The sequence below is a fragment of the Kitasatospora sp. NPDC058170 genome (assembly GCF_042883905.1).
Lineage (GTDB): Bacteria > Actinomycetota > Actinomycetes > Streptomycetales > Streptomycetaceae > Kitasatospora.
On the sequence record NZ_JBHVUV010000009.1, the window covers coordinates 178,945 to 200,472 of the forward strand.

18 protein-coding genes are annotated in these 21,528 nt (G+C 73.5%); 11 read left to right on the plus strand and 7 right to left on the minus strand.

Translation table 11 applies throughout. The annotated features are described in order from the left end of the window. Positions 1 to 85 precede the first annotated feature (85 nt). The 4 genes from ACFVVX_RS12815 (at position 86) to ACFVVX_RS12830 (ending at position 3,690) form a co-directional block, all read left to right on the plus strand. On the plus strand, positions 86 to 1,429 hold the full coding sequence (locus ACFVVX_RS12815; protein WP_387944522.1) for an APC family permease: 1,344 nt from the start codon (positions 86 to 88) through the stop codon (positions 1,427 to 1,429). A gap of 10 nt (positions 1,430 to 1,439) precedes the next feature. Further along, positions 1,440 to 2,654 (plus strand): exodeoxyribonuclease VII large subunit, encoded by a 1,215-nt coding sequence (gene xseA / locus ACFVVX_RS12820; RefSeq protein WP_387944524.1) that lies wholly within the window; start codon positions 1,440 to 1,442, stop codon positions 2,652 to 2,654. A gap of 69 nt (positions 2,655 to 2,723) precedes the next feature. Beyond that, positions 2,724 to 2,975: an exodeoxyribonuclease VII small subunit gene (locus tag ACFVVX_RS12825; protein ID WP_387944526.1), complete on the plus strand. Its 252-nt coding sequence runs from the start codon at positions 2,724 to 2,726 to the stop codon at positions 2,973 to 2,975. Between the two features lie 112 nt (positions 2,976 to 3,087). Then, on the plus strand, positions 3,088 to 3,690 hold the full coding sequence (locus ACFVVX_RS12830; protein WP_387944528.1) for a malonic semialdehyde reductase: 603 nt from the start codon (positions 3,088 to 3,090) through the stop codon (positions 3,688 to 3,690). A 96-nt stretch (positions 3,691 to 3,786) separates the two neighbouring features. Here the strand turns inward: ACFVVX_RS12830 and ACFVVX_RS12835 are convergent, their stop codons facing one another. After that, positions 3,787 to 4,323 (minus strand): DUF4245 domain-containing protein, encoded by a 537-nt coding sequence (locus ACFVVX_RS12835; RefSeq protein ID WP_387944530.1) that lies wholly within the window; start codon positions 4,321 to 4,323, stop codon positions 3,787 to 3,789. A gap of 215 nt (positions 4,324 to 4,538) precedes the next feature. On the opposite strand from ACFVVX_RS12835, the gene glpX reads away from it, so the two are divergent. Next, positions 4,539 to 5,579 carry a class II fructose-bisphosphatase gene (gene glpX / locus ACFVVX_RS12840; RefSeq protein WP_387944532.1) on the plus strand — a complete coding sequence of 347 codons (1,041 nt, stop codon included), beginning with the start codon at positions 4,539 to 4,541 and terminating at the stop codon, positions 5,577 to 5,579. A gap of 174 nt (positions 5,580 to 5,753) precedes the next feature. Here glpX and ACFVVX_RS12845 read toward each other — a convergent pair whose 3' ends face one another. Then, positions 5,754 to 6,110 carry a WhiB family transcriptional regulator gene (locus ACFVVX_RS12845; protein WP_387944652.1) on the minus strand — a complete coding sequence of 119 codons (357 nt, stop codon included), beginning with the start codon at positions 6,108 to 6,110 and terminating at the stop codon, positions 5,754 to 5,756. Between the two features lie 382 nt (positions 6,111 to 6,492). Then, positions 6,493 to 7,230 (minus strand): DUF1707 domain-containing protein, encoded by a 738-nt coding sequence (locus ACFVVX_RS12850; RefSeq protein ID WP_387944534.1) that lies wholly within the window; start codon positions 7,228 to 7,230, stop codon positions 6,493 to 6,495. Positions 7,231 to 7,385: 155 nt separating this feature from the next. Between ACFVVX_RS12850 and ACFVVX_RS12855 the strand changes: the two genes are divergently transcribed. Continuing rightward, the gene (locus tag ACFVVX_RS12855) at positions 7,386 to 9,053 is read left to right on the plus strand and encodes a fumarate hydratase (RefSeq protein ID WP_387944536.1); all 1,668 of its coding nucleotides are present in this window, start codon (positions 7,386 to 7,388) and stop codon (positions 9,051 to 9,053) included. A gap of 93 nt (positions 9,054 to 9,146) precedes the next feature. On the opposite strand, the gene ACFVVX_RS12860 is transcribed toward ACFVVX_RS12855, so the two are convergent. After that, positions 9,147 to 9,905, minus strand: a complete 759-nt coding sequence (locus tag ACFVVX_RS12860; RefSeq protein ID WP_387944538.1) for a GntR family transcriptional regulator — start codon at positions 9,903 to 9,905, stop codon at positions 9,147 to 9,149. 194 nt (positions 9,906 to 10,099) lie between these two features. Between ACFVVX_RS12860 and ACFVVX_RS12865 the strand changes: the two genes are divergently transcribed. Next, positions 10,100 to 10,387 (plus strand): hypothetical protein, encoded by a 288-nt coding sequence (locus tag ACFVVX_RS12865; protein ID WP_387944540.1) that lies wholly within the window; start codon positions 10,100 to 10,102, stop codon positions 10,385 to 10,387. A 339-nt stretch (positions 10,388 to 10,726) separates the two neighbouring features. On the opposite strand, the gene ACFVVX_RS12870 is transcribed toward ACFVVX_RS12865, so the two are convergent. Further along, entirely contained in the window at positions 10,727 to 10,987 is a 261-nt protein-coding gene (locus tag ACFVVX_RS12870) for a hypothetical protein (RefSeq protein WP_387944542.1), read from the minus strand. Between the two features lie 222 nt (positions 10,988 to 11,209). Here ACFVVX_RS12870 and ACFVVX_RS12875 point away from each other — a divergent pair, with 222 nt between their 5' ends. The 3 genes from ACFVVX_RS12875 to ACFVVX_RS12885 all read left to right on the plus strand — a co-directional run bounded on the left by ACFVVX_RS12875 (position 11,210) and on the right by ACFVVX_RS12885 (position 17,427). Then, positions 11,210 to 14,191, plus strand: a complete 2,982-nt coding sequence (locus ACFVVX_RS12875; protein WP_387944544.1) for a BTAD domain-containing putative transcriptional regulator — start codon at positions 11,210 to 11,212, stop codon at positions 14,189 to 14,191. A gap of 672 nt (positions 14,192 to 14,863) precedes the next feature. After that, on the plus strand, positions 14,864 to 15,559 hold the full coding sequence (locus ACFVVX_RS12880) for a class I SAM-dependent methyltransferase (protein WP_387944654.1): 696 nt from the start codon (positions 14,864 to 14,866) through the stop codon (positions 15,557 to 15,559). A 56-nt stretch (positions 15,560 to 15,615) separates the two neighbouring features. Beyond that, entirely contained in the window at positions 15,616 to 17,427 is a 1,812-nt protein-coding gene (locus ACFVVX_RS12885) for a SpoIIE family protein phosphatase (RefSeq protein ID WP_387944546.1), read from the plus strand. 149 nt (positions 17,428 to 17,576) lie between these two features. Here ACFVVX_RS12885 and ACFVVX_RS12890 read toward each other — a convergent pair whose 3' ends face one another. Beyond that, complete coding sequence (locus ACFVVX_RS12890; protein WP_387944548.1) at positions 17,577 to 19,772, minus strand: MMPL family transporter; 2,196 nt, start codon at positions 19,770 to 19,772, stop codon at positions 17,577 to 17,579. Between the two features lie 156 nt (positions 19,773 to 19,928). Here ACFVVX_RS12890 and ACFVVX_RS12895 point away from each other — a divergent pair, with 156 nt between their 5' ends. Next, entirely contained in the window at positions 19,929 to 20,543 is a 615-nt protein-coding gene (locus tag ACFVVX_RS12895) for a TetR/AcrR family transcriptional regulator (protein ID WP_387944550.1), read from the plus strand. A 10-nt stretch (positions 20,544 to 20,553) separates the two neighbouring features. On the opposite strand, the gene ACFVVX_RS12900 is transcribed toward ACFVVX_RS12895, so the two are convergent. Next, the gene (locus ACFVVX_RS12900; RefSeq protein WP_387944552.1) at positions 20,554 to 21,504 is read right to left on the minus strand and encodes a LysR substrate-binding domain-containing protein; all 951 of its coding nucleotides are present in this window, start codon (positions 21,502 to 21,504) and stop codon (positions 20,554 to 20,556) included. Positions 21,505 to 21,528 lie beyond the last annotated feature (24 nt).

Consider the following 21,528-nt stretch of genomic DNA (forward strand, 5'->3'; position numbering starts at 1 on the left):
CTCCATCGTAAGGGCGGTACCGAGCCGCGCCGACGGTTGGCGCCTTCGGGTCGGAATCCGCCGCAAATGCTCAAATGTGGAGTCTATGAGCGAGCAAGCGGGTCACGGCGAGCTGCGGCGCACCCTGAGCGTGCGCGACCTGATGGTGTACGGGCTGCTGTTCATCGCCCCGATGGCACCGGTGGGCGTGTTCGGCGTCCTGGACGCCAAGAGCCACGGCGCGGTCGCCTCGGTGTACCTGGCGGCCACCGTCGCGATGGGGCTCACCGCCTTCTCGTACGCCCAGATGGTGCGCGCGGTGCCGCAGACCGGCTCGGTGTTCGCCTACGCGCGGGCCGGGCTCGGCGAGGGGCCGGGCTTCATCGCCGGGTGGATGGCGATGCTGGACTACCTGCTGATCCCGGCGGTGGCGTACCTGTTCTCCGGGATCGCGCTGCACTCGCTGGTGCCGGAGGTCTCGCGCTGGGTGTGGACGGCCCTGGCGGTGCTGGTGACCACCGCGCTCAACCTGGTCGGGGTGCGGACGGCGGCCTCGGTCGGGTTCGCGGTGCTGGCGATGGAGATCGCGGTGCTGGCCGTCTTCGTCGTCGCGGCGGTGGTGGTGCTGGTGCGGGACGGCGCGCAGCGCGGCTGGGACACCCCGTTCACGGCGGTCGGCGGCTTCTCGCTGACCGCGGTGGTCTCGGCGGTGTCGGTGGCAGTGCTCTCGTACCTGGGCTTCGACGCGATCGCCACCTTCGTGGAGGAGGCGGTGGGCGCCTCCGCGGCGGTCGCCCGGGCCGTGCTGTGGTGCCTGGTGCTGGCCGGGGTGCTGTTCGTGGTGCAGACCTACCTGGCGGCGCTGCTGGAGCCGACGACCCCGCAGCAGCTGGCGGCCGATCCGGCGGCGCAGGGCTCGGCCTTCTACGACACCGTCGAGAGCGGGATCGGGCACTGGCTGCACGTCCTGGTGGCGGCCGGCAAGGCGATCGGCGCGGCGTTCGCGGCGCTGGCCGGCCAGGCCGCGGCCGGGCGGCTGGTGTACGCGATGGCCCGCGACGGGCGGCTGCCGCGGCTGCTGGGCACGGTGGACCCGGCCACCGCGGTACCGCGCCGGGCGCTGCTGGTGGCGGCGGTGATCACGCTGGGCGCGGCGGTCTGGGCGGCCGACCGCGACGACGGGCTGGACCAGCTGACCTCGGTGGTGAACATGGGCGCGCTGACGGCCTTCGCCCTGCTGCAGGCCTCGGTGATCGGCTGGTACGTGGTGAAGCACGGCTCGCGGGACTGGCTGCGGCACGTGGTGGTGCCGGTGCTGGGCCTGGCGGTGATCGGCGCGGTGGTCTACGAGGCCTCGCACACGGCACAGATCGCGGGGGCGGTCTGGCTGGGAGCCGGGCTCCTCGTCCTGCTCGTCCAGGGCGCCTCCCCTGTCGGCATCCGGCGCTAGCCTCGTACGCATGGCCAACACCAGCTCCCCCGAAGCCCCGCTCCCGGTCGGCAAGGTCTCCGCGCTGATCGGCGGCTGGGTCGACCGGCTCGGCGCGGTCTGGGTGGAGGGGCAGATCACCCAGCTCAGCCGGCGGCCGGGCGCGGGCGTGGTGTTCCTGACCCTGCGCGACCCGCAGGCCGACGTGTCGCTCACCGTCACCTGCTTCCGCTCGGTCTTCGAACAGGTCGCGGACGCGGTGCAGGAGGGCTCGCGGGTCGTCGTGCACGCCAAGCCGGAGTGGTACGCGGCGCGCGGGCAGCTCTCGCTGCGGGCGGCCGAGATCCGGCTGGTGGGGCTCGGCGAGCTGCTGGCCCGGCTGGAGCAGCTGAAGCGCCGCCTCGCCGGGGAGGGCCTGTTCGCCGCCGAGCGGAAGCGGCCGCTGCCGTTCCTGCCGCAGTGCGTCGGCCTGGTCACCGGTCGCGACTCGGCGGCGGAGCGGGACGTCCTGGAGAACGCCCGGCGGCGCTGGCCGGCCGTCCGCTTCGAGGTGCGCAACGTGCCGGTGCAGGGCGTCAGCGCGGTCGAGCGGGTGAGCGCGGCGGTGCGCGAGCTGGACGAGCACCCCGAGGTGGACGTGATCATCGTGGCCCGGGGCGGCGGCAGCGTCGAGGACCTGCTGCCGTTCTCGGACGAGGGCCTGGTGCGGCTGGTCGCGGCCGCCCGGACGCCGGTGGTCAGCGCGATCGGGCACGAGCCGGACCAGCCGCTGCTGGACTTCGTCGCCGACCTGCGCGCCTCCACCCCGACCGATGCCGCCAAACGGGTGGTTCCGGACGTCGGCGAGGAGCTGACGAAGGTGCTGCACCTGCGCGACCGGGCCCGCCGGCAGGTGCTCGGCCGGGTCGACCGGGAGCAGCACGGGCTGGACGGCCTGCGCAGCCGCCCGGCGCTGGCCGCGCCGCACCGGATGCTGGACGGGCGCGGCCAGGAGGTGGCGGGCCTGCTGGAGCGGGCCCGGCGCACCCTCGGGCACCGGCTGGACCACGCGCAGAGCGACCTCGGGCACACCCTGGCCCGGGTGGTCGCGCTGTCCCCCGCCGCGACCCTGGAGCGCGGCTACGCGGTGCTGCAGCGCGCGGACGGCACGGTGGTGACCGATCCGGCGCAGGTCGCCGCAGGCGACGCGCTGCACGCCCGGGTGGCGGGCGGCGGCTTCGACGTGACGGCGGGCCCGCAGCCGTAGGGCGTGAGCGGGGTGCCCGCCGAGGGCGGGTTCCGCGCTCTGTCGGCGCCAGCCCCTACGCTGGCTCCCATGGCTGAGCAGGAGCAGGTGGAGGCGGCGCCGCGGACCCCGGACGACGCGCTGGGGTACGAGCACGCCCGGGACGCACTGCTGGAGGTCGTCCGGCAGCTGGAGAACGGCGGCACCTCGCTGGAGGAGTCGCTGGCGCTCTGGGAGCGCGGCGAGCAGCTGGCGAAGGTCTGCCAGCGCTGGCTGGACGGCGCCCGGGCCCGGCTGGACGCCGCACTGGCCGCCGAGGAGGGCGGGCCGGCCCGGGAGTGATCCGGATCACAGCACCCCGGGGAACAGTTGAAAGTTCACCCATGTTGGGATGAGATGACCGGCGCCGCCGGCCGTCCAGACGAACCCCGTCCCGCATGAGGTGCAGACAAGCATGACCACCGACGCCCTGGTACTCGACGCCGCCGCTCAGGACCTGCTGTTCCGCGAGGCCCGCACCGCGAACACCTTCACCGACGAGCCGGTCTCCGAGGAGCAGGTCCAGGCCATCTACAACCTGGTCAAGTTCGGCCCGACCGCGTTCAACCAGCAGCCGCTGCGCGTCGTCCTGGTCCGCTCCGCCGAGGGCCGCGAGCGCCTGGTCCAGCACCTGGCGGACGGCAACAAGGCCAAGACCGCCGCCGCGCCGCTGGTCGCCATCCTGGCCGTGGACAACGAGTTCCACGAGGAGCTGCCGACCCAGCTGCCCAGCTTCCCGCAGGCCAAGGACCTCTTCTTCACCGAGCGCCCGGTCCGCGAGTCCTCCGCGGCGCTGAACGGCGCCCTGCAGGCGGGCTACTTCATCATCGGCGTGCGCGCCGCCGGCCTGGCCGCGGGCCCGATGACCGGCTACGACGCCGCGGGCATCAACAAGGAGTTCTTCGCCGACGGCGAGCACTCGGTGCTGGCCGTCGTCAACATCGGCAAGCCGGGCGAGGACGCCTGGTACCCGCGCTCGCCGCGACTGGCCTACGACGAGGTCGTCACCACCGTCTGATCACCCTCGGGCGCGGAAGCCGCGAGGCACGCGCGAGGCATGCGGGAGGGCCCGCACCGGTCGTACCGGTGCGGGCCCTCCCGTTTTGGTCCGGGCCTACTTGAGCGCCTTGGCCAGCTCGGCCAGCTCCTCGTACGAGGCGGTACCGGTGAGCACGGTGGTGGCGCCGCCGTTCTGGACGGCCAGGGCGCGGGACTTGGTGCCCTGGATGCGGTCCCAGGTCTGGCCGGCCACCTCCGAGGTGCCGTCCGGCTTGCCGCCCGCCACCATCGCGTCGAGCAGGGTGTCGCGGGAGACGTCGCTCTGCTCGACGGCCGCGTACTGGCCGGAGGGGGTGACGAGGCCCAGGTGCCAGGCGTTGCCCCGGCCGCCGCCCAGCGCCGCCGGGTCGTACTTCACCGAGGTGGCGCGCCACTGGTCGGAGAGGCCCTCCGGAGCCAGCAGGGGGTAGGGCGCGGCCCGCTTCGCCGAGGCGGCCGCCACCTTGTACTCGACCTTCCGCACACCGTCGCCGTCCGCGTCGTGCGGGAGGAACAGGTATCCGACCCAGACCACGACACCGACCGCCAGCATCGACAGGACCATGTCCCGTACCGTCTGCCGGCCCCTCATGCCCTTGCTCTCCGCTGCCACCCCCACATGGTGACTCATGGGGTTCGCGCCCCCCTCACCCGGGGTGTCCACGTACGGGTGAAGCGGGGCAAACCGCACGGCCCCGGCAGGGGGTGGCGACCCACGCCACAGACAGTCATCTCGTGGGCAGATACGATCGCAGGACCCTCACCACGGCGTTCGACCAGGCAGTAGTCGGGCGCTTACTGGCCGTCGCGTACAGAGAGGTAACGACGATGACCACGCAGTACCCGCACAACCTCCCCCGATCCCTTGAGGTCGCTCCCGAGGCTCCCGACCGGAACCTCGCGCTCGAACTCGTCCGGGTCACCGAGGCGGCCGCGATGGCCGCCGGCCGCTGGGTCGGCCGTGGTGACAAGAACGGCGCCGACGGTGCCGCCGTGAAGGCGATGCGCACGCTCGTCTCGACCGTCTCGATGAACGGCGTCGTCGTCATCGGGGAGGGCGAGAAGGACGAGGCCCCGATGCTCTACAACGGCGAGCGGGTCGGCGACGGCACCGGCGCCGAGTGCGATGTCGCCGTGGACCCGGTCGACGGCACCACGCTGACCGCCAAGGGCATGAACAACGCCGTCGCCGTGCTGGCCGTCGCCGACCGCGGCACCATGTTCGACCCCAGCGCCGTGTTCTACATGGACAAGCTGGTCTGCGGCCCGGAGGCCGCCGAGTTCGTCGACATCACCGCCCCGGCGGCCGTCAACATCCGGCGGGTCGCCAAGGCCAAGGGCAGCGCCGTCGAGGACGTCACGGTCGTCATCCTCGACCGCCCGCGCCACGAGGGCCTGGTCCAGGAGATCCGCGAGGCCGGCGCCCGGATCAAGTTCATCTCCGACGGCGACGTCGCCGGCGCCATCATGGCCGCCCGCGAGGGCACCGGCGTCGACCTGCTGATGGGCGTCGGCGGCACCCCCGAGGGCATCATCGCGGCCTGCGCCATGAAGTGCATGGGCGGCGTGATCCAGGGCCGGCTCTGGCCCAAGGACGAGGCCGAGCGGCAGAAGGCCCTCGACGCCGGTCACGACCTGGACCGCGTCCTGACCACCAACGACCTGGTCAGCGGCGAGAACGTGTTCTTCGTCGCCACCGGCATCACCGACGGCGAGCTGCTGCGCGGTGTGCACTACCGCCAGGAGACCGCCACCACCAGCTCGCTGGTGATGCGTTCCAAGAGCGGCACCATCCGGGAGATCCACTCCACCCACAAGCTGTCCAAGCTGCGGGCCTACAGCGCGATCGACTTCGACCGCGCCAACTGACGGATCCCGAAAGCGGGTTGCGGCCGGCCGGCGAAGGACCGGCGGCCGGTGCGCACCCGCTTCGGCGACACGTTCACGACCGGTTCGCGACGGGTTCGCGGCCGGTCGTGCACGACGGGGCGCGGTCTCGGCGGAATCCCCCTCCGCCGAGGCCGCGCCCCGTCGTTCTCCCGCTCAGCCCGCTATCCGGCGGGGGGCGGCCGGCACCCGGGCCGCCTCGCGCAGCTCGGCCTCCCGGCGCCGCCGGCGGGCCAGCACCACCCGGCGCTCGGCGGCGGTCAGACCGCCCCACACCCCGTACGGCTCCGGCTGCGCGAGCGCGTGCTCCCGGCACTCCAGCAGCACCGGGCAGCGGGCGCAGACCTGCTTCGCCTGCTCCTCACGCGAAAGCCGGGCCGCCGTGGGCTCCTTGGAGGGCGCGAAGAACAGCCCCACCTCGTCCCGCCGACAGGCCGCACCGGTGTGCCAGGGATCGTCCTCGCTCTGCGGCTGGGCGCCTGGCCTGCGGTCCAGTACCTGGGCGGCGGCGATGGGCGATGTGGTGCGGGACTCGATCGGATGCAGCACGGCCGTACTCCTGACGAGGCTCTCGGACACGGGGAAGCTCGCTCCCCTGCCCGGCTGCGAGCCCCCGCTCTTCACCCCCCGGGCCGGCCACAGGCCGCCCCCGGTGCGCAGCCGTACAAGAAGCGATGTGCGAGAGGAATTACCCCGCCGCGCCGTGATTCATGCACACTGCACGCAATCGACTACAGAGTGCACCGAACACAACGAGGAGTGCCCGGCTGGGAGTTGTTCCCAGCCGGGCACTTCGGACAGTTCGGGCGCACCGGCCCCGGAGCGGCTCCGTACCGACCTCGGCACGACTCCGGCGCCGCTCCGGCGCTGCTCCGGCTGGTCCCGCCGGGCGGGCCTACTCGGCGCCCAGCTGCTTGCGCACCCACTCCTTGAGCTTCTTGCCCTTGCGCGGCCGCGCCTCGCAACCGCCGAACACCGCGGCCCCCTTGACCCGGACGACGGGCGCGTACGGGTCCGCGGCGGTCTGCTCCTTCACGTCGAAGCCTCCGAAGATGCCGACGCCGCCGCCGTGCAGGCTGACGTTCTCCGGCACCTTGATGTCGACCCCGCCGAACACCGCCGTCACCTCGATCACCACCTCGGGCGACTCGAAGACGGCGTCGGTCAGGTCGATCTCGATCCCGCCGAACAGCGCGACCGCCCGCAGGTGCGAACCGACCCGCCAACGGCCCTTGCGGGAGGCCCCGCCGAAGATCGCCACCATGGTCGGCGCCTCCTGCCGGGCCGGCAGCCGCACCGGTCCGTCCGGGCGGGCCTCGGGGGCGCCCAGCGGGGGCTTCTCGAAGGAGATCGACCGGTGGGTCGGAAGGTCCCGGGTGAGCGGTACGAGTTCGCCCAGGGTCTTCGCCCCGTACGCGGCCTCGATCCGCTCGGCGTGCTCGTCGACGTTCAGCCGGCCCTCGGCGTAGGCGTCGCGCAGCAGCTCCGCGACCCGCTCGCGGTCGGCGTCCGAGGCCCGCATCTCGGCCTCAGCGACCGGGGCGGGCACCGCCCGGACGGGCGGCGCGGCCTCCGGCTTGGTCATGGGTACGGGCGACTGGCCCTGGTCGTCCTGCGACGGCGAGTTGTCCACGGCCCAAGACTAGTCACCCGGGCAAGCCTCGTACGCATGTCCGAGTGACACCGGTCACGCAGGCTGCCCTGTCCGCGTGCGACGTTTCCCCGGGTCCTACCCTTGAGGGTGCTTCGCCGACGCAGCCGGAACACGGAACACTAAGGACCGCCCCCATGGCTCCCACGCCAGACTTCGAGTACAGCGACCTGCTCCCCCTGGGCGCTGACCCGACCCCGTACCGCAAGCTGACCTCCGAGGGTGTCTCCACCTTCGAGGCCGGCGGTCGCACCTTCCTCCGGGTCGAGCCCGAGGCCCTGCGGCTGCTCACCGCCGAGGCGATGCACGACATCTCGCACTACCTCCGGCCCGCCCACCTCGCCCAGCTGCGCCGCATCCTGGACGACCCGCAGGCCAGCCCGAACGACCGCTTCGTCGCGCTGGACCTGCTGAAGAACGTCAACATCTCGGCCGGCGGGATCCTCCCGATGTGCCAGGACACCGGTACGGCCATCGTCATGGGCAAGCGCGGCCAGAACGTGCTGACCGAGGGCGGCGACGAGGCCGCCATCGCGCGCGGCGTCTACGACGCGTACACCCGGCTGAACCTGCGCTACTCCCAGATGGCCCCGGTCACCATGTGGGACGAGAAGAACACCGGCAACAACCTGCCCGCGCAGATCGAGCTGTACGCGACCGACGGCGACGCCTACAAGTTCCTGTTCATGGCCAAGGGCGGCGGCTCGGCCAACAAGTCGTACCTCTACCAGGAGACCAAGGCGATCCTGAACGAGGCGAGCATGCTCTCGTTCCTGGAGCAGAAGATCCGCTCGCTCGGCACCGCCGCCTGCCCGCCGTACCACCTGGCCATCGTGATCGGCGGCACCAGCGCGGAGTTCGCGCTGAAGACCGCCAAGTACGCCTCGGCGCACTACCTGGACCAGCTGCCGACCGAGGGCGACGCGAAGACCGGCCACGGGTTCCGGGACCTGGAGCTGGAGGCCAAGGTCACCGAGCTGACCCAGCAGATCGGCATCGGCGCGCAGTTCGGCGGCAAGTACTTCTGCCACGACGTGCGGGTGATCCGGCTGCCGCGCCACGGCGCCTCGCTGCCGGTCGCGATGGCCGTCTCCTGCTCCGCCGACCGCCAGGCGCTGGGCAAGATCACCGCCGAGGGCGTCTTCCTGGAGCAGCTGGAGACCGACCCGGCCGGGTACCTGCCGGACACCACGGACGAGCACCTGGACGACGACGTGGTGCGCGTCGACCTCAACCAGCCGATGTCGGCGATCCGCGCCGAGCTCTCCAAGTACCCGGTCAAGACCCGGCTCTCGCTGACCGGCACGCTGGTCGTCGCGCGCGACATCGCCCACGCCAAGATCAAGGAGCGGCTGGACGCCGGCGAGGGCATGCCCAAGTACCTCCAGGACCACCCGGTCTACTACGCCGGCCCGGCCAAGACCCCCGAGGGCTTCGCGTCCGGCTCCTTCGGCCCCACCACGGCCGGGCGGATGGACTCCTACGTCGACCAGTTCCAGGCGGCCGGCGGCTCGATGGTCATGCTCGCCAAGGGCAACCGCAGCAAGCAGGTCACCGACGCCTGCGCCGAGCACGGCGGCTTCTACCTGGGCTCGATCGGCGGCCCGGCCGCCCGCCTCGCCCAGGACTGCATCAAGAAGGTCGAGGTGCTGGAGTACGCCGAGCTGGGCATGGAGGCCGTCTGGCGCATCGAGGTCGAGGACTTCCCCGCGTTCATCGTGGTGGACGACAAGGGCAACGACTTCTTCCGCGAGACCACCGAGGGCCCGCTCATCACCAGCCTGCGGGTCCGCTCGAAGGAGTAGCACCCCCGGCTTCCCGTCGCCCCGGCCGCGTCCGCGCGGTCGGGGCGGCCGCGTTCCCGGGGTCCGGGGCGGGATCGGGGACGCGGCCGGGGCTCAGGCGTCGAAGTCGTACTCCAGGACGTAGGACGCCGCGTCGAGCGTCATCTCGTTCAGCTCGACGACCTGGCCCTCGTCGGCGAAGGCCGTCCGGCAGATCACGATGACCGGCGTGCCCGCCGAGAGTTCGAGCCGGGCGCCCTCCTCGGCCCCGGGCATCCGGGAGCGGACCTCCTCGCGGAAGTGGACCGGCTTCGCGCCGATCTCCGCCAGCCGTGCGTACGTGCCGCCCGGGCCGGTGTCCTCGCGGGTGATCGCGGTGCCCGCGACCAGGCCGGCCGGCAGGTAGGACGTCGACAGCAGCACCGGTTTGCCGTCCAGCACGAAGCGGCGGTGGCGCACGCACATCGGCGTCCCCGGATTCACCCCCAGCACCCGCGCCACGTGCTCGGGCGCCCCCTGCTCGGTGACCGACACCTGGTCCACGACCAGCGTGCGGTTGTCGATGTCCGCGGACCATATCGACCGGCCCGACCCCCACTGCCCCTGGGCGAGGCGCTGGATCCCGCGCCGCCGCAGCGGCCGGAAGTCCCGGACGAAGACCCCCGCGCCCTTGCGCGCCTCGGCGATGCCCTCGCTCTGCAGGACGCCGAGCGCCTGGCGGGCCGTCATCCGGGCCACGCCGTACGCGTCCATGAGGTCGTTCTCGCCCGGCAGGCGGTCGCCCGCGCGGTACTCGCCGGAGTCGATGGCCGCCTTGAGCGTGTCGGCGATCCGTTGGTACTTGGGTTGCTTCCCGCCGCTGCTGCCGGTCATCGCCCCGTCCTCTCCCTCGCCAGAAATCGTAGGCGCGCCTCCGGCCGCTGGTAAGCCGGTAGGACCGTTGACATCTCTAGAGATATTAGCTTCTCTAGAGATGCTGGGTAGTCGCCGAGCAGAACCCGAGCACCGACAGCGACCAGGGCCGGCGGATCCGTCGCCGCGCCCGCACCAGAGCAAGGAGCAGTGCGGTGAGCACCCTGAAGCGCGACGCAGCGGCCTACCGGCCGTGTGTGGGTGAACTCGTCCTCGACCGGAGGACCGGACGCACCGGCATCTACATGGACACCATCGGCGGGGAGCGCTACCTGCGGCCGCCCGCCGGCGGCTGCGAGTGGACCGCCCGGCCCGAGCACCTCGGCCCGGCACCGACCCCCGCCGAGGACGGCCCCGACCCGGCGGCCGCGAGGGCCCTTCCCGGCGCCCGGCCGCCGGCCCGCGGCCACGATCCACGCCTCGACGGGAGCCGGGTCGCCTGACCTCCCGGGCCGTCCGCAGTGCGGCGAGTTCCGGCCACCGGCCCGGGAACCCGCGATTCGCCGCCCCCCGCACCCCTCCGACCGCTATTGATCGCCGGGCGAAAACCCGAAATCACCCACCTCGGGCAAAACACCGGCAATGACCTGATATTCAGGCGCCCGAAGCCGTCATCCGGGAATCCGGTCCGACCGGTGGGCACCGGATCAACGGGTGGCGATTTCCGCCCCGGTCACGGGCGCGGGCAAACACCGTCCGGCGGATCCGCCCCGCCGGCCCGGCCATGGCAAATGCCCCGCCCCCAGGTGAAACGGGGTGCGGGGCACTGGGACCGGCCGCGCCTACGGGCGGCTGTTGATCGCGCCGAGCGGCTCGAACGTCTCGCCCGCCTTCTCCTCGGCGTGCTCCGGCTCGACGACCTCGCCGCCGAAGAGCTCCTGCGGGTCGACGTGCTGCTCGTCCGCGGGGACGATGTGACCGGCCACACCGGCCGCCGCCGCGGCCACCACCTCGGCGTCGGCGGGCTTGGCCGCGGTGGCGGCCTCGGTGCCCGCTGGCTCGACCGACGGGGTTGCGGTGCTGGTGGACTCGTTCTCGGCCATGGGCTGGCTGCCTTTCAGGTCATCGGGCATCTGCTCGCGCCCGACCGGCTCGACCCAGGCGCCCGGACAGTATCGTAGGAGCCGTTAAATGTCCTATAAACATCGCGCCGCTTGTGCTGTTCTCCAGTGTTTGCAGGCGCCCGCCTAAGCTGGTGCGACCGCAGCGGGACCGCCGAACGCCCTGCACGTGCAGGGCACCGCCACAGGTCATCGGGGGAATTCATGGAGCCTCAGGAAACGCCGCACACCAACGCGCTGCGCTTCCAGGTGCTCGGTCCGATGCAGGCGTGGCGCGGCCAGCAGTCCCTGTCGCTCGGGTCCCCGCAGCAGCAGGCCGTCCTGACGTCCCTGCTGCTTCAGCAGGGACGCCCGGTCACCACGCAGGATCTCGTCGACGGCATCTGGGGGGAACGGCCCCCACCGCAGGCCATTGCCGCATTGCGTACTTACGTTTCCCGCCTGCGCACGGTCATCGAGCCGCATCGCGAGGTCCGCGCACCGGCCGAGATCCTCGTCTCCGTGAGCGATGGATACGCCCTGCGGATCTCCTCGGGCGCATTGGACCTGTCGGTCTTCGAGGCCGCCCTTTCCGAGGCCTCCACCGCCCGGGCGAACGGGGATTTGTTCGAGGCGCACCGGCTGCTGGTCTCCGCCCTGGGGCTGTGGAGCGGGCGGGCCCTGGCCGGCGTGCCCGGACCGTACGCCGAGAGCCAGCGGCTGCGGCTGGCCGAGCGCCACGTGTCGGTCTGGGAGGAGTGCTGCGCGGCAGCGCTGGAGATCGGCCTGCACACCGAGGTGGTCGCCGAGCTGAGCTCGCTCACCGCGGAGCACCCGCTGCGCGAGCGGCTGCGCGAGCTGCTGATGCTCGCCCTCTACCGCTGCGGCCGACAGGCGGAGGCGCTCGGCGTCTACACCGACACCCGGAAGCTGCTGATCGACGAACTGGGCGTCGAACCGGGTACCGGGCTCTCCACCATGCACGCCAGGATCCTGGCCGGCGACCCCTCGCTGACCCCGCCGCCCCCGGCCCGGCCGGCGAACCCCGGCGCGCGCGAGGAGGCCCCCGCCGGCACCCCGGCCCCGGCGCAGCTCCCGGCCGACGTGTCGGACTTCAGCGGCCGCACCGAGCTGGTGTCCGACCTGCGGGCGGTCCTGCAGAGCGCCACCGGCCAGGCGGTCGTGGTGACCTCGCTGGCGGGCATCGGCGGCGTGGGCAAGACGACCCTCGCCGTCCACGTGGCCCACAGCGTCCGGTCCGACTTCCCGGACGGGCAGCTGTACGTCGACCTGCGCGGGGCGGGCGCCTCCCCGGCCGACCCCGCCGTCGTCCTGGGCGACTTCCTGCACGCCCTCGGCACCGCCGAGGTCCCGGACTCGCTCGATCAGCGGGCCGCGCTGTACCGGTCCCTGCTGGCGAACCGCCGGATGCTCATCCTGCTCGACAACGCCCAGGACGCCGAGCAGTTGCGGCCGCTCATCCCCGGGGTCTCGGGCTGCGCCGTCCTGGCCACCAGCCGCTCCCGGCTCGCCGGGATCCCCGGTGCCCACCTGGTGGACGTCGAGGAGCTGACCCCTGCGGAGGCCCTCGCGCTGTTCTCCGCGATCGTCGGCGGGCAGCGGGTCTCCGCGGAGCCCGAGGCCGCCCTCTCCGTCGTCAGCGCCTGCGGCTTCCTCCCGCTCGCGGTCCGGATCGCCGCGGCGCGGCTCGCCAGCCGGCCCCGGTGGAGCGTCTCCGACCTGGCCCGTCGGTTAGCCGACCAACGGCGGCGGCTCGACGAGCTGCAGCTGGGCAACCTGGCCGTGGAGACCACCATCGGGCTCGGCTACGCGCAGCTGCGGCCCGACGAGGCCCGCGCCTTCCGGCTGCTCTCCCTGGTGGACTCGCCCGACCTGCCGCTCGACGCGGTGGTGGCGGTCCTCGGGGAGGACGAGCAGCGGGCCGAGCACCTGGCGGAGTCCCTGGTCGAGGCGAACATGCTGGAGTGCTTCACCCCGGGGCGCTACCGCTACCACGACCTGCTGCGGCTCTACGCCCAGCGGCAGAACGAGAAGGTCGCCGACACGGCACAGCAGCAGCAGGCCGTGCTGCGCCTGCTGCAGCACCTGTTGCCGACCATGCGCAACGCCGCCCGGCTCATCGAGCCGGACGACCAGCTGCCCGAGCCGCTGGACGGCATGACCGGCCCCGGCCTCGCCATGCCCAGCGGCACCGACGCCCAGCAGTGGCTCCGGGCCGAGGTCGGCATGCTGCTGAGCACCGTGGAGGCCGCGCTGGACGGCCCGTCCGCGCTGCTGCGCCCCGCGCTGGACCTGCTGATCGCGCTCAACAGCATCGTCGAGGACCCGACCCACGCCTCGCGCGCCCGCCGACTGCTGGAGATCGCCGACACCAACGCCCAGTCGCACGGGGACACCCAGGCGCTCGCCCGGGTCCACTTCGCGCTGGGCACCCTGGAGTACTTCACCAACAACTTCCAGAGCGCCGAGCGCTCGCTGCGCACCAGCCTGTCCTTCCAGAACCCCGACGACGTCACCGTGCTGCGCTCGATGGTGGCCAACACCCTGGGCATCATCCTGAGCCTGGCCAACCGGGGTGCCGAGGCCCTCCCGTTCTTCGAGCAGGCACTCGGCATCAGCAGGGTGGTCGGCGCCGCGATCGGCGAGGCCCGGCTGCTCGGCAACATCGCCCGGGCGCAGTTGGACGTCGGCCGGAGCGCGGAGGCGGTGCGCTCGGTGGAGGAGGCGGTGGCCACCGCGCGGCGCTCGGCGAACGACCCCTGTCTGGCGGACACGCTCTACCAGCTCGGCGTGGTGCTCTCGTCGACCGGCTCGCCCGGCGAGGCGGTCGCGCACCTGCGCGAGGCACACGCGCTCTACCAGTCGCAGCAGAGCCGGCTCCGCGAGGGCTACGCCCTGGCGCGGCTGTCGGTGAGCCTGCTGGCGAGCGACCGGACCGCCGAAGCGGCCGAGGCGGCGGGCGAGTCGCTGGTGATCGCCCAGGAGATCGACGGCGCGTACTGCCAGGGCCTCGCCAACGCCGCGCTGGGCGAGGCGCTGCTCGGCCTGGCGCAGCCGGCCCGCGGGCTGGCGTGTCTGCGGGAGGCCCACGCGATCTTCACCCGGCTCGGTGTGCCAGAGGCCTCCCCCGTGGCGGACCTCATCTCCCGGCAGCACACCGAGCCCGTCCCTCCCCCCGCGCCGTGAGCCTCCGTCCCCCGACGGGAGGCTCCCCCCTGAAGCGTTCGGCGCTCCCGCAGCCCCCCGGCTGCGGGAGCGCCCTCAACGCTTCCCCGGCGCTGGACTCCACTGTGCACTGCGGCAATTGACGTTCGATAAACGTCGGATTGTCGGCCCGGAGAAGCGGAAAACCGCAGGTCGGACGGGCCGCTCCGGCGCGCCGTGCGGCGCGCGCACCCCGTCCGCACCACCCCGGCCCGCACCCCGTGCTTCCGCGAGAGGGGCCGCCGCACGCCAACCGGCGCGAGTTGGCCGGAAACGGACCCCATGGCGCAGTGATCACGCTTATTCTCAGATGCCAGTACACACACGAGTGCAGCACCGGGTCGTCCAACCGGGCAGGTCGACCGACCTGTCCGGGGAAGCATCCCGGAAACGGCAGCGCGGCGGCGCTCCGACAGTGCAGAGTGTCCCTGTGCAGTGTGTCAGAGTGCAGTCAGTGTGACGCGGGGAGCGTGACGTACCGCCACCGGCAGCGGGCCGGCGGGGCAGCACGGGCGCCGGGAGGGCGGGGCGGCCCAAGCCCCGTACAGCCGACCGGAGGCCAGGGTGGAAAGGTGCCTCTCAATCGTGACGACCGGACAGATATCCGACCCGTTCCCCGTCGGCGAGGACGCGGGGGACGGCCAGGACGACGTACTGCGCCGTAGGGCCGAGCGCGCCCTGCAGGCGGTCGCCTTCGACACCATCGGCGCGGACTACGGCGAGGCCTTCCCCGCCAAGAGCGGCCAGCTCGCCTGCGGGCGCCGGCTGCTGGCCGAGCTCGAACCGGGCGCCGCCGTCCTGGACGTCGGCTGCGGTACCGGCGAGCCGACCGTCCGGCAGCTGACCGCCGGCGGGCTTCGGGTCACCGGTATAGACCTCTCGGACGTCATGCTCGCACTGGCACGACAGGCCGACCACCCGGGCGCGCACGCCCCCGTCCTCCACCGCATCGACATGTACGACCTCGCCACCGAGCGCGCCGACCACGCCTGGAACGTCCCCGCCCTCGGACCGCGCGGCCGCGGCGGGTTCGCCGCCGTCACCGCCTTCTTCTCCCTGATCCTGCTCCCCCAGGAGGAGATCCCCACCGTCCTCACCCGGATCCGCGAGCTGCTGCGCCCCGGCGGGCTGCTGGCGCTCGGCATGGTCGAGGCGGACCTGGACCACGTCCCGCTGCCGTTCCTCGGCCGGGAGCTGCGGATCAGCGGCTATCTGCGGGAGGATCTCGAACGGGTACTGGTGGAGTCCGGGTTCGCCGTCGAGGAACAGTCGGGGCACCCCTACGCACCGGCCAGTACCTCGCTGCCGCCGGAGGAGCAACTGTTCCTGTGCTGTCGACGCGTCGGCTGAACCCGGCCCACCAAGGAAAAGCCAGCACCCCACACCACTCCCCAGGACAGGCAGCCGTGCGCGACCAGCTCAAACCACAGGCCGGGCAGCCGCCTGCCGTCCCGAGTCAGCGCCGTCCGCCGCCCCAGGACGACGACCGGGTCGCCGAACGGCTCGCCTACCTCGACTCCGCGACCCGGCGGATCAACAGCGCGCTCGACCTCGCCGCGACACTGCGCAACATCGGCCGGGTGCTCGTCCCCACCCTGGCCGACGCCGCCGTCGTCCACCTGCGCGACCCGCTGCCCAACGTCGAGCGCGAGCCCGGGTTCCCCGACGAGCTGCGCATCCACCACAGCCACGGCACCCGGCTCGGCCGCCGCGGCCGGCCCAGCACCGGGGACGACCACCGCAGCTCCCGCTACGGCACCCGGTACGGCTCGCGCTCCTCCGCCGACACCGGGCCCGCCACCCCCGTCACCCGCGGCGGCGCGCTCGCGCACGCCCTGCTCAGCCGTCGCCCCGTCGAACCCGTCGTGCTCGGCACCCCCGGCGACGAGCGGACCGCCACGCTGCTGCGCGAGCTGTACGGCGCCCGCGGGCTGGCCCGGCTCGGCACGGGCGCCTCCGTCCTGGCCCTCCCGCTGCGCGGGCGCAAGGCCGTCCTCGGCCTGCTGGTGCTGATCCGCCGCCCGCCGGAGAAGACCGGCCGCCCCGGCTTCGACGCCACCGACACCGCCACCGCCACCCACCTCGCCACCCAGGCCGGCCTCGCCGTCGACACCGCCCTGCGGTACGCCCGCGAGTGGGAGATAGCGAACGAACTCCAGCGCAGCATGCTGCCGCTGCGCCTGCCCCAGCCGCACGGCGTCCGGCTCGCCCAGCGGTACCTGCCCGGCGAGCGCGGCGCCCAGGTCGGCGGCGACTGGTACGACGCCGTCCCGCTGCCCGGCAACCGGGTGGCGCTGATCGTCGGCGACGTGATGGGCCACTCGCTCACCTCGGCCGCCATCATGGGCCAGCTCCGCACCAGCGCGCAGACCCTGGCCGCGCTCGACCTGCCACCGCACGAGGTGCTGTACCACCTCGACGAGCAGGCCCAGCGGCTCGGCCGCGAACAGCACCTGGCCACCTGCGTGTTCGCGGTCTACGACCCGATCGCCAACCGGGTCGTGCTCGCCAACGCCGGACACGTCCCGCCCGTGCTCGTCCGGCCGGACGGGACGGCGGAGCTGCTGGAGCTGGAGTCCGGGGCACCGATCGGGGTCGGCGGCGTCGACTTCACCTCCGTCGAGCTGCCCGCACCGCCCGGCTCGGCGCTGCTGCTCTTCACCGACGGCCTGGTGGAGACCCGCAGCCGCCCGCTCAGCGACGGCCTGGAACTGCTGCGCGCCCGGCTCGCCAACGCCCACCGGCACTCCCCCGAGCACCTCTGCCAGGACGCGCTGCGGATCCTGCCGCCGGGCGACCGGGGCGACGACATCGCGCTGCTCGCCGCCTGCTTCGACGGCATCCCGGCGGGCGACGTCGCGCACTGGTACCTCCAGCCGCGCAACGAGACCCCGGGGCGGGCCCGCCGGCTGGCCGCGCACACCCTGCGCCGCTGGGGGCTCGAAGAGCTCAGCGAGGCCACCGAGCTGATGGTCAGCGAGCTGGTGACCAACGCCGTCCAGCACGCCACCCGGCCGGTCACCCTCAGCCTGGTGCGCACCACCCGGCTGCGCTGCGAGGTCGGGGACGACAGCCCGCTGCTGCCCCGGCCGCAGCGCGCCGGACCGGAGGACGAGCGGGGCCGCGGGCTGCAGATAGTGGCCAGGTGCGCCGAGCGCTGGGGCTCCACCCGGCTGGGGGCGGGCAAGGTCGTCTGGTTCGAGCAGCGCCTGCCCTAGGCGCCCTGCCCTGGGAGCCCTGCCCTGAAAGCCCTGCCCTGGGAGCCCTGTCCGGGGAGCCTGATGCCTGTCGCAGGAGCCCGCCACGGACCGCGCGCACAGGTGCCCGACGGTCCGTGCGGACCGCCGGGCACCTCGCGTCGGACGGCTCAGACCCGCTCCGCCACCCTGGCCTCGGCCGGGCCGGTGGCCTCGGCCGCCAGTCGGGCCATCAGCTGCTCGCCCTCCATGTCGACCCTCGGCACGACCTTCTCCAGGCTCTTCGGGAACCACCAGGCCGCCCGGCCGAACAGCGCCATCGCCGCGGGCACCAGGGCCATCCGCACCACGAAGGCGTCCACCAGCACGCCCACCGCGAGGGCGAAGCCGATCGGCTGGACGATCGGGTCGTGGCCGAAGACGAAGCTGCCGAAGACCGCCACCATGATCAGCGCCGCCGCCGTGACCACCCGGGCGCCGCCCTGGACCCCGGCGACCACCGCGTCCCGGGGGGCCATGCCGTGCACGTGCTGCTCCTTCATCCCGGAGACCAGGAACAGCTCGTAGTCCATCGCCAGCCCGAACAGCACCCCGATCAGCAGGATCGGCACGAAGCTCACCACCGGGCCGACCTTCGGCACGTCGATCACACCGTCCAGCCAGCCCCACTGGTAGACCGCGACCACCGCGCCCAGCGAGGCCGTGATGCTGAGCAGGAAGCCGGCCACCGCCTTGAGCGGCACCAGGACCGAGCGGAAGGCCAGCGCCAGCAGCACCATCGCGATGCCGGCGATCACCAGCAGGAAGGGCGGCAGGGCCTGCCCGAGCTTGGTGGAGACGTCGATGTTGGCGGCCGTGGTGCCGGTGACGTCGATCCGCGCGCCGGTCTCGGCCACCAGCGCGTCGCGCTGGCCGCGGATGTCGGAGACCAGCGCCTTGGTGTCGGCGTGGTCGGGCCCGGTCTCCGGGATGACCGTCAGCAGGGCCGTCCGGCCGGACGCGTCGACGGTCGGGGGCAGCAGCGTCCGGACCCCCTCCAGCGTGCCCAGCCGCTCGGCCACACCCTGCACCGCCTGCTCGGGCCGCGGTGCGCCGGCGGCGTCCACGACGACCACCAGCGGGGCGTTGAAGCCCGGACCGAAGCTCTCGCCGACCAGGTCGTAGGCCTTGCGGGCGTCGGTGCCGGCCGCCTGTGAACCACCGCCCGGCAGGCCGAGGTCGAGGCTGGCGGCGGGCACCGCGAGGGTGATCAGCGCGGCCAGCCCGGCGAGCAGCACGGGCAGCGGGCGGCGCACCACGAACCGGGCCCAGCGCTCGCCCAGCGGCCCGCCCCGGGGTGCCTTCGGCGCGCGGCGGCGGACCGGCAGCCGGTCGATGGACCGCCCGGCGAAGCCGAGCAGCGCGGGCAGCAGGGTGATCGCGACGAGCACCGCCACCACCACCGCGCCGGAGGCGGCCAGGCCCATCACGGTCAGGAACGGCACGTCGGCGACGGCCAGCCCGGCGAGCGCGACCACCACCGTCAGACCGGCGAAGACCACCGCGCTACCGGCCGTCGCGTTGGCCCGGGCGGCGGCCTCGTCCGGCTCCAGGCCCTCGGCGAGGTGGCGGCGGTGCCGGGAGACGATGAACAGGGCGTAGTCGATGCCGACCGCCAGGCCGACCATCAGCGCCAGCACCGGCGCGGTGGTGATGATCTCGAACGAGCCGGAGAGGGCCAGCAGCGCGGCCATCGCCACGCCCACCCCCACGAAGGCGGTGAGCAGCGGCAGCCCGGCCGCGACCAGCGAGCCGAGGGTGACCACCAGGACCACGCCGGCCACCGCGAGACCGACCGCCTCGCCGCCCTCGACCTGGGCCATCCGGTTGTACGCGTCGCCCCCGAAGGCGACCGTCAGCCCGGCGGCGCGGGCCGGTTCGGCGGCGGCCTTCACCGCGTCGCGCTGTTCCTCGGTGATGTCGCCGAGCTTGCGGTCGAAGGAGACCAGGCCGATCGCGGCCCGGCCGTCCGGCGAGAGCGCTCCGGTGGCGTACGGGTCGGGCGCGGCCGCGACGCCGGGGGCCGCGGCGATCCGGGCGACCGCCTCCTCGACGGCCCGGCGGGCCTCGGGTGCGGCGATCCCGCCGGGCGATCCGGCGGCGAAGACGACCTGGCCGGAGCCGTGGCCCTGCGCCGGGAAGGTGTCCTTGATGCGGTCCAGCGTGGTCTGCGCCTCGGTGCCGGGCACCTTGAACTCGTCGCTGGTCTTGCCCGCGAACGCCCCGGCGGCGCCGCCGACGGCGATCAGCACGGCGATCCAGACGGCGAGCACGGCGCGCCTGCGGCGGTAGCAGTAGCGGCCTAGGCGGTACAGGTACGTGGCCATGAGTGAGCCTTCGGTCAGGTCGGTCGGGCAGGCGAGTGCCCGAGCGGGTCGGGACCCACCGTACGCATAACTTGTTCAGGTGACAAAGTCGACCGACAGGGGCAGCCGACAGATTCGTCCGACCTGGTTGCATGATCGGAGCGCTACCCTGGCCCAATGGCTCATGTCCCCGCCTCCGAAAGACGCCCGCAACTGATCCGGGCCGCGATCGACCTGATGACCCGCGAGGGCGTCGCCGCCGGCAGCACCCGGGCCATCGCGGCCGAGCTGGGGGTGGCACAGGCGACGGTGCACTACACCTTCGGCACCAAGAAGGACCTCTACCGGGCGGTGGTGGAGCAGCTGATGGCCGACTTCATCGGCCAGGTGCGCGCCGCCTCCCCGGGCGACGGGCCGTTCGGGGAGCAGGTGCGGACCCTGGTGCACGCACTGTGGACCAGCACCGTCTCCGAGCCGGGGCGGTGCATCCTGCTGTCCGAGGTCGAGACGCTGGCGCTGCGCGATCCGGAGCTGCGGGAGGTCATCCGCGGCCTCCAGGACGAGACCGAGCAGATCGCGGCGGGCATGCTCAGCGCGCTCGCCGACGCGCACGGCCAGGCGCTGGCGGTGCCCGCGCGCGATGTCGCCGTGCAGTTCCTGGCGGGCTTCGACGGCCTGTGCGGCCGCTACCTGGTGCTCGGCCCGGCCGACGAGCAGGCCGACGCGGAGGCGCTGCGCGCCCTGGACCTGCTGGTCGCCACGACGGTCGGCCTCTGCGTCTCGGCCCCCTGAGCCGCCGGGATCACTGGACGATCCGGACCGGCAGCTCCGCCAGCACCTCCCTCAGCGAGGCGGCGAAGCGGTCGTACTCCGCGCTGCGGGCCGAGCCCGGCCGGGTGGCGAGGCCGATCCGGCGCCCGGGCGCGGGCGCGGCGAAGCGGACGGCGGCCAGCCGGTCGGTGCGGCCGGCCTCGACGTCCAGGGCGGTGGCGGGCAGCAGGGTGACCCCGAGGCCGCCGGCCACCAGCTGGACGAGGGTGGAGAGCCCGGCCGCCCGGGTGGTGGAGCCGGACTGGTCGGAGCCGACCTCCCGGCAGATGTCGAGCGCCTGGTCGCGCAGGCAGTGGCCCTCCTCCAGCAGCAGCACGTCCAGGTCGAGCAGCACGTCCCGCGGGACGTCGATCCGCCCGGCCAGCGCGTGCCCGGGCGGGGTGACCAGGACGAAGTCCTCGTCGAACAGCGGGATGTCCCGGGTCGACGAGGTCCCGCCGGCCGGCAGGGCGAGCAGCAGCACGTCCAGCCGCCCGGCCGCCAGCCCCTCCAGCAGCGAGGGCGTGCGCTCCTCGTGGACGTGCAGCTCCAGATCGGGGTAGCGGCCGCGGACCAGCCGCAGCACGTTCGGCAGCAGGTACGGCGCAACGGTCGGGATGACGCCCAGGTGCAGCGGGCCGGTGAACGGTCGGCGGGCGGCCTCGACCTCCTCGGTGAGCGCCTGGAGCGAGCCGAGCACCCGGCGCGCGTGCTCGACCACGCGCTCCCCCAGTGGGGTGACAATCACCTTGCGCGTCGTACGCTCGACCAGCTGCGCGCCCAGGGACTCCTCCAGGGCCGCGACCGCGCCCGAGAGCGCGGGCTGGCTCGTCCCGGTGGCGGCGGCGGCCTCCCGGAAGTGCCGGTGTTCGGCCACCGCGACGAACGCCCTGAGCTGGGCGACCGTCGGCGCACGGGGGCCGCGGGCTGTGGGACTCGCCACACCGGGTTCGGGTTTGCGCGGGGC

Coding starts and splice junctions, on each gene's coding strand:
- ACFVVX_RS12825 (WP_387944526.1), top strand. CDS start 2,724: ATGGCTGAGCAGGAGCAGGTGGAGGCGGCGCCGCGGACCCCGGACGAC.
- ACFVVX_RS12855 (WP_387944536.1), top strand. CDS start 7,386: ATGGCTCCCACGCCAGACTTCGAGTACAGCGACCTGCTCCCCCTGGGC.
- glpX (WP_387944532.1), top strand. CDS start 4,539: ATGACCACGCAGTACCCGCACAACCTCCCCCGATCCCTTGAGGTCGCT.
- ACFVVX_RS12830 (WP_387944528.1), top strand. CDS start 3,088: ATGACCACCGACGCCCTGGTACTCGACGCCGCCGCTCAGGACCTGCTG.
- ACFVVX_RS12860 (WP_387944538.1), bottom strand. CDS start 9,905: ATGACCGGCAGCAGCGGCGGGAAGCAACCCAAGTACCAACGGATCGCC.
- ACFVVX_RS12870 (WP_387944542.1), bottom strand. CDS start 10,987: ATGGCCGAGAACGAGTCCACCAGCACCGCAACCCCGTCGGTCGAGCCA.
- ACFVVX_RS12890 (WP_387944548.1), bottom strand. CDS start 19,772: ATGGCCACGTACCTGTACCGCCTAGGCCGCTACTGCTACCGCCGCAGG.
- ACFVVX_RS12875 (WP_387944544.1), top strand. CDS start 11,210: ATGGAGCCTCAGGAAACGCCGCACACCAACGCGCTGCGCTTCCAGGTG.
- xseA (WP_387944524.1), top strand. CDS start 1,440: ATGGCCAACACCAGCTCCCCCGAAGCCCCGCTCCCGGTCGGCAAGGTC.
- ACFVVX_RS12815 (WP_387944522.1), top strand. CDS start 86: ATGAGCGAGCAAGCGGGTCACGGCGAGCTGCGGCGCACCCTGAGCGTG.
- ACFVVX_RS12895 (WP_387944550.1), top strand. CDS start 19,929: ATGGCTCATGTCCCCGCCTCCGAAAGACGCCCGCAACTGATCCGGGCC.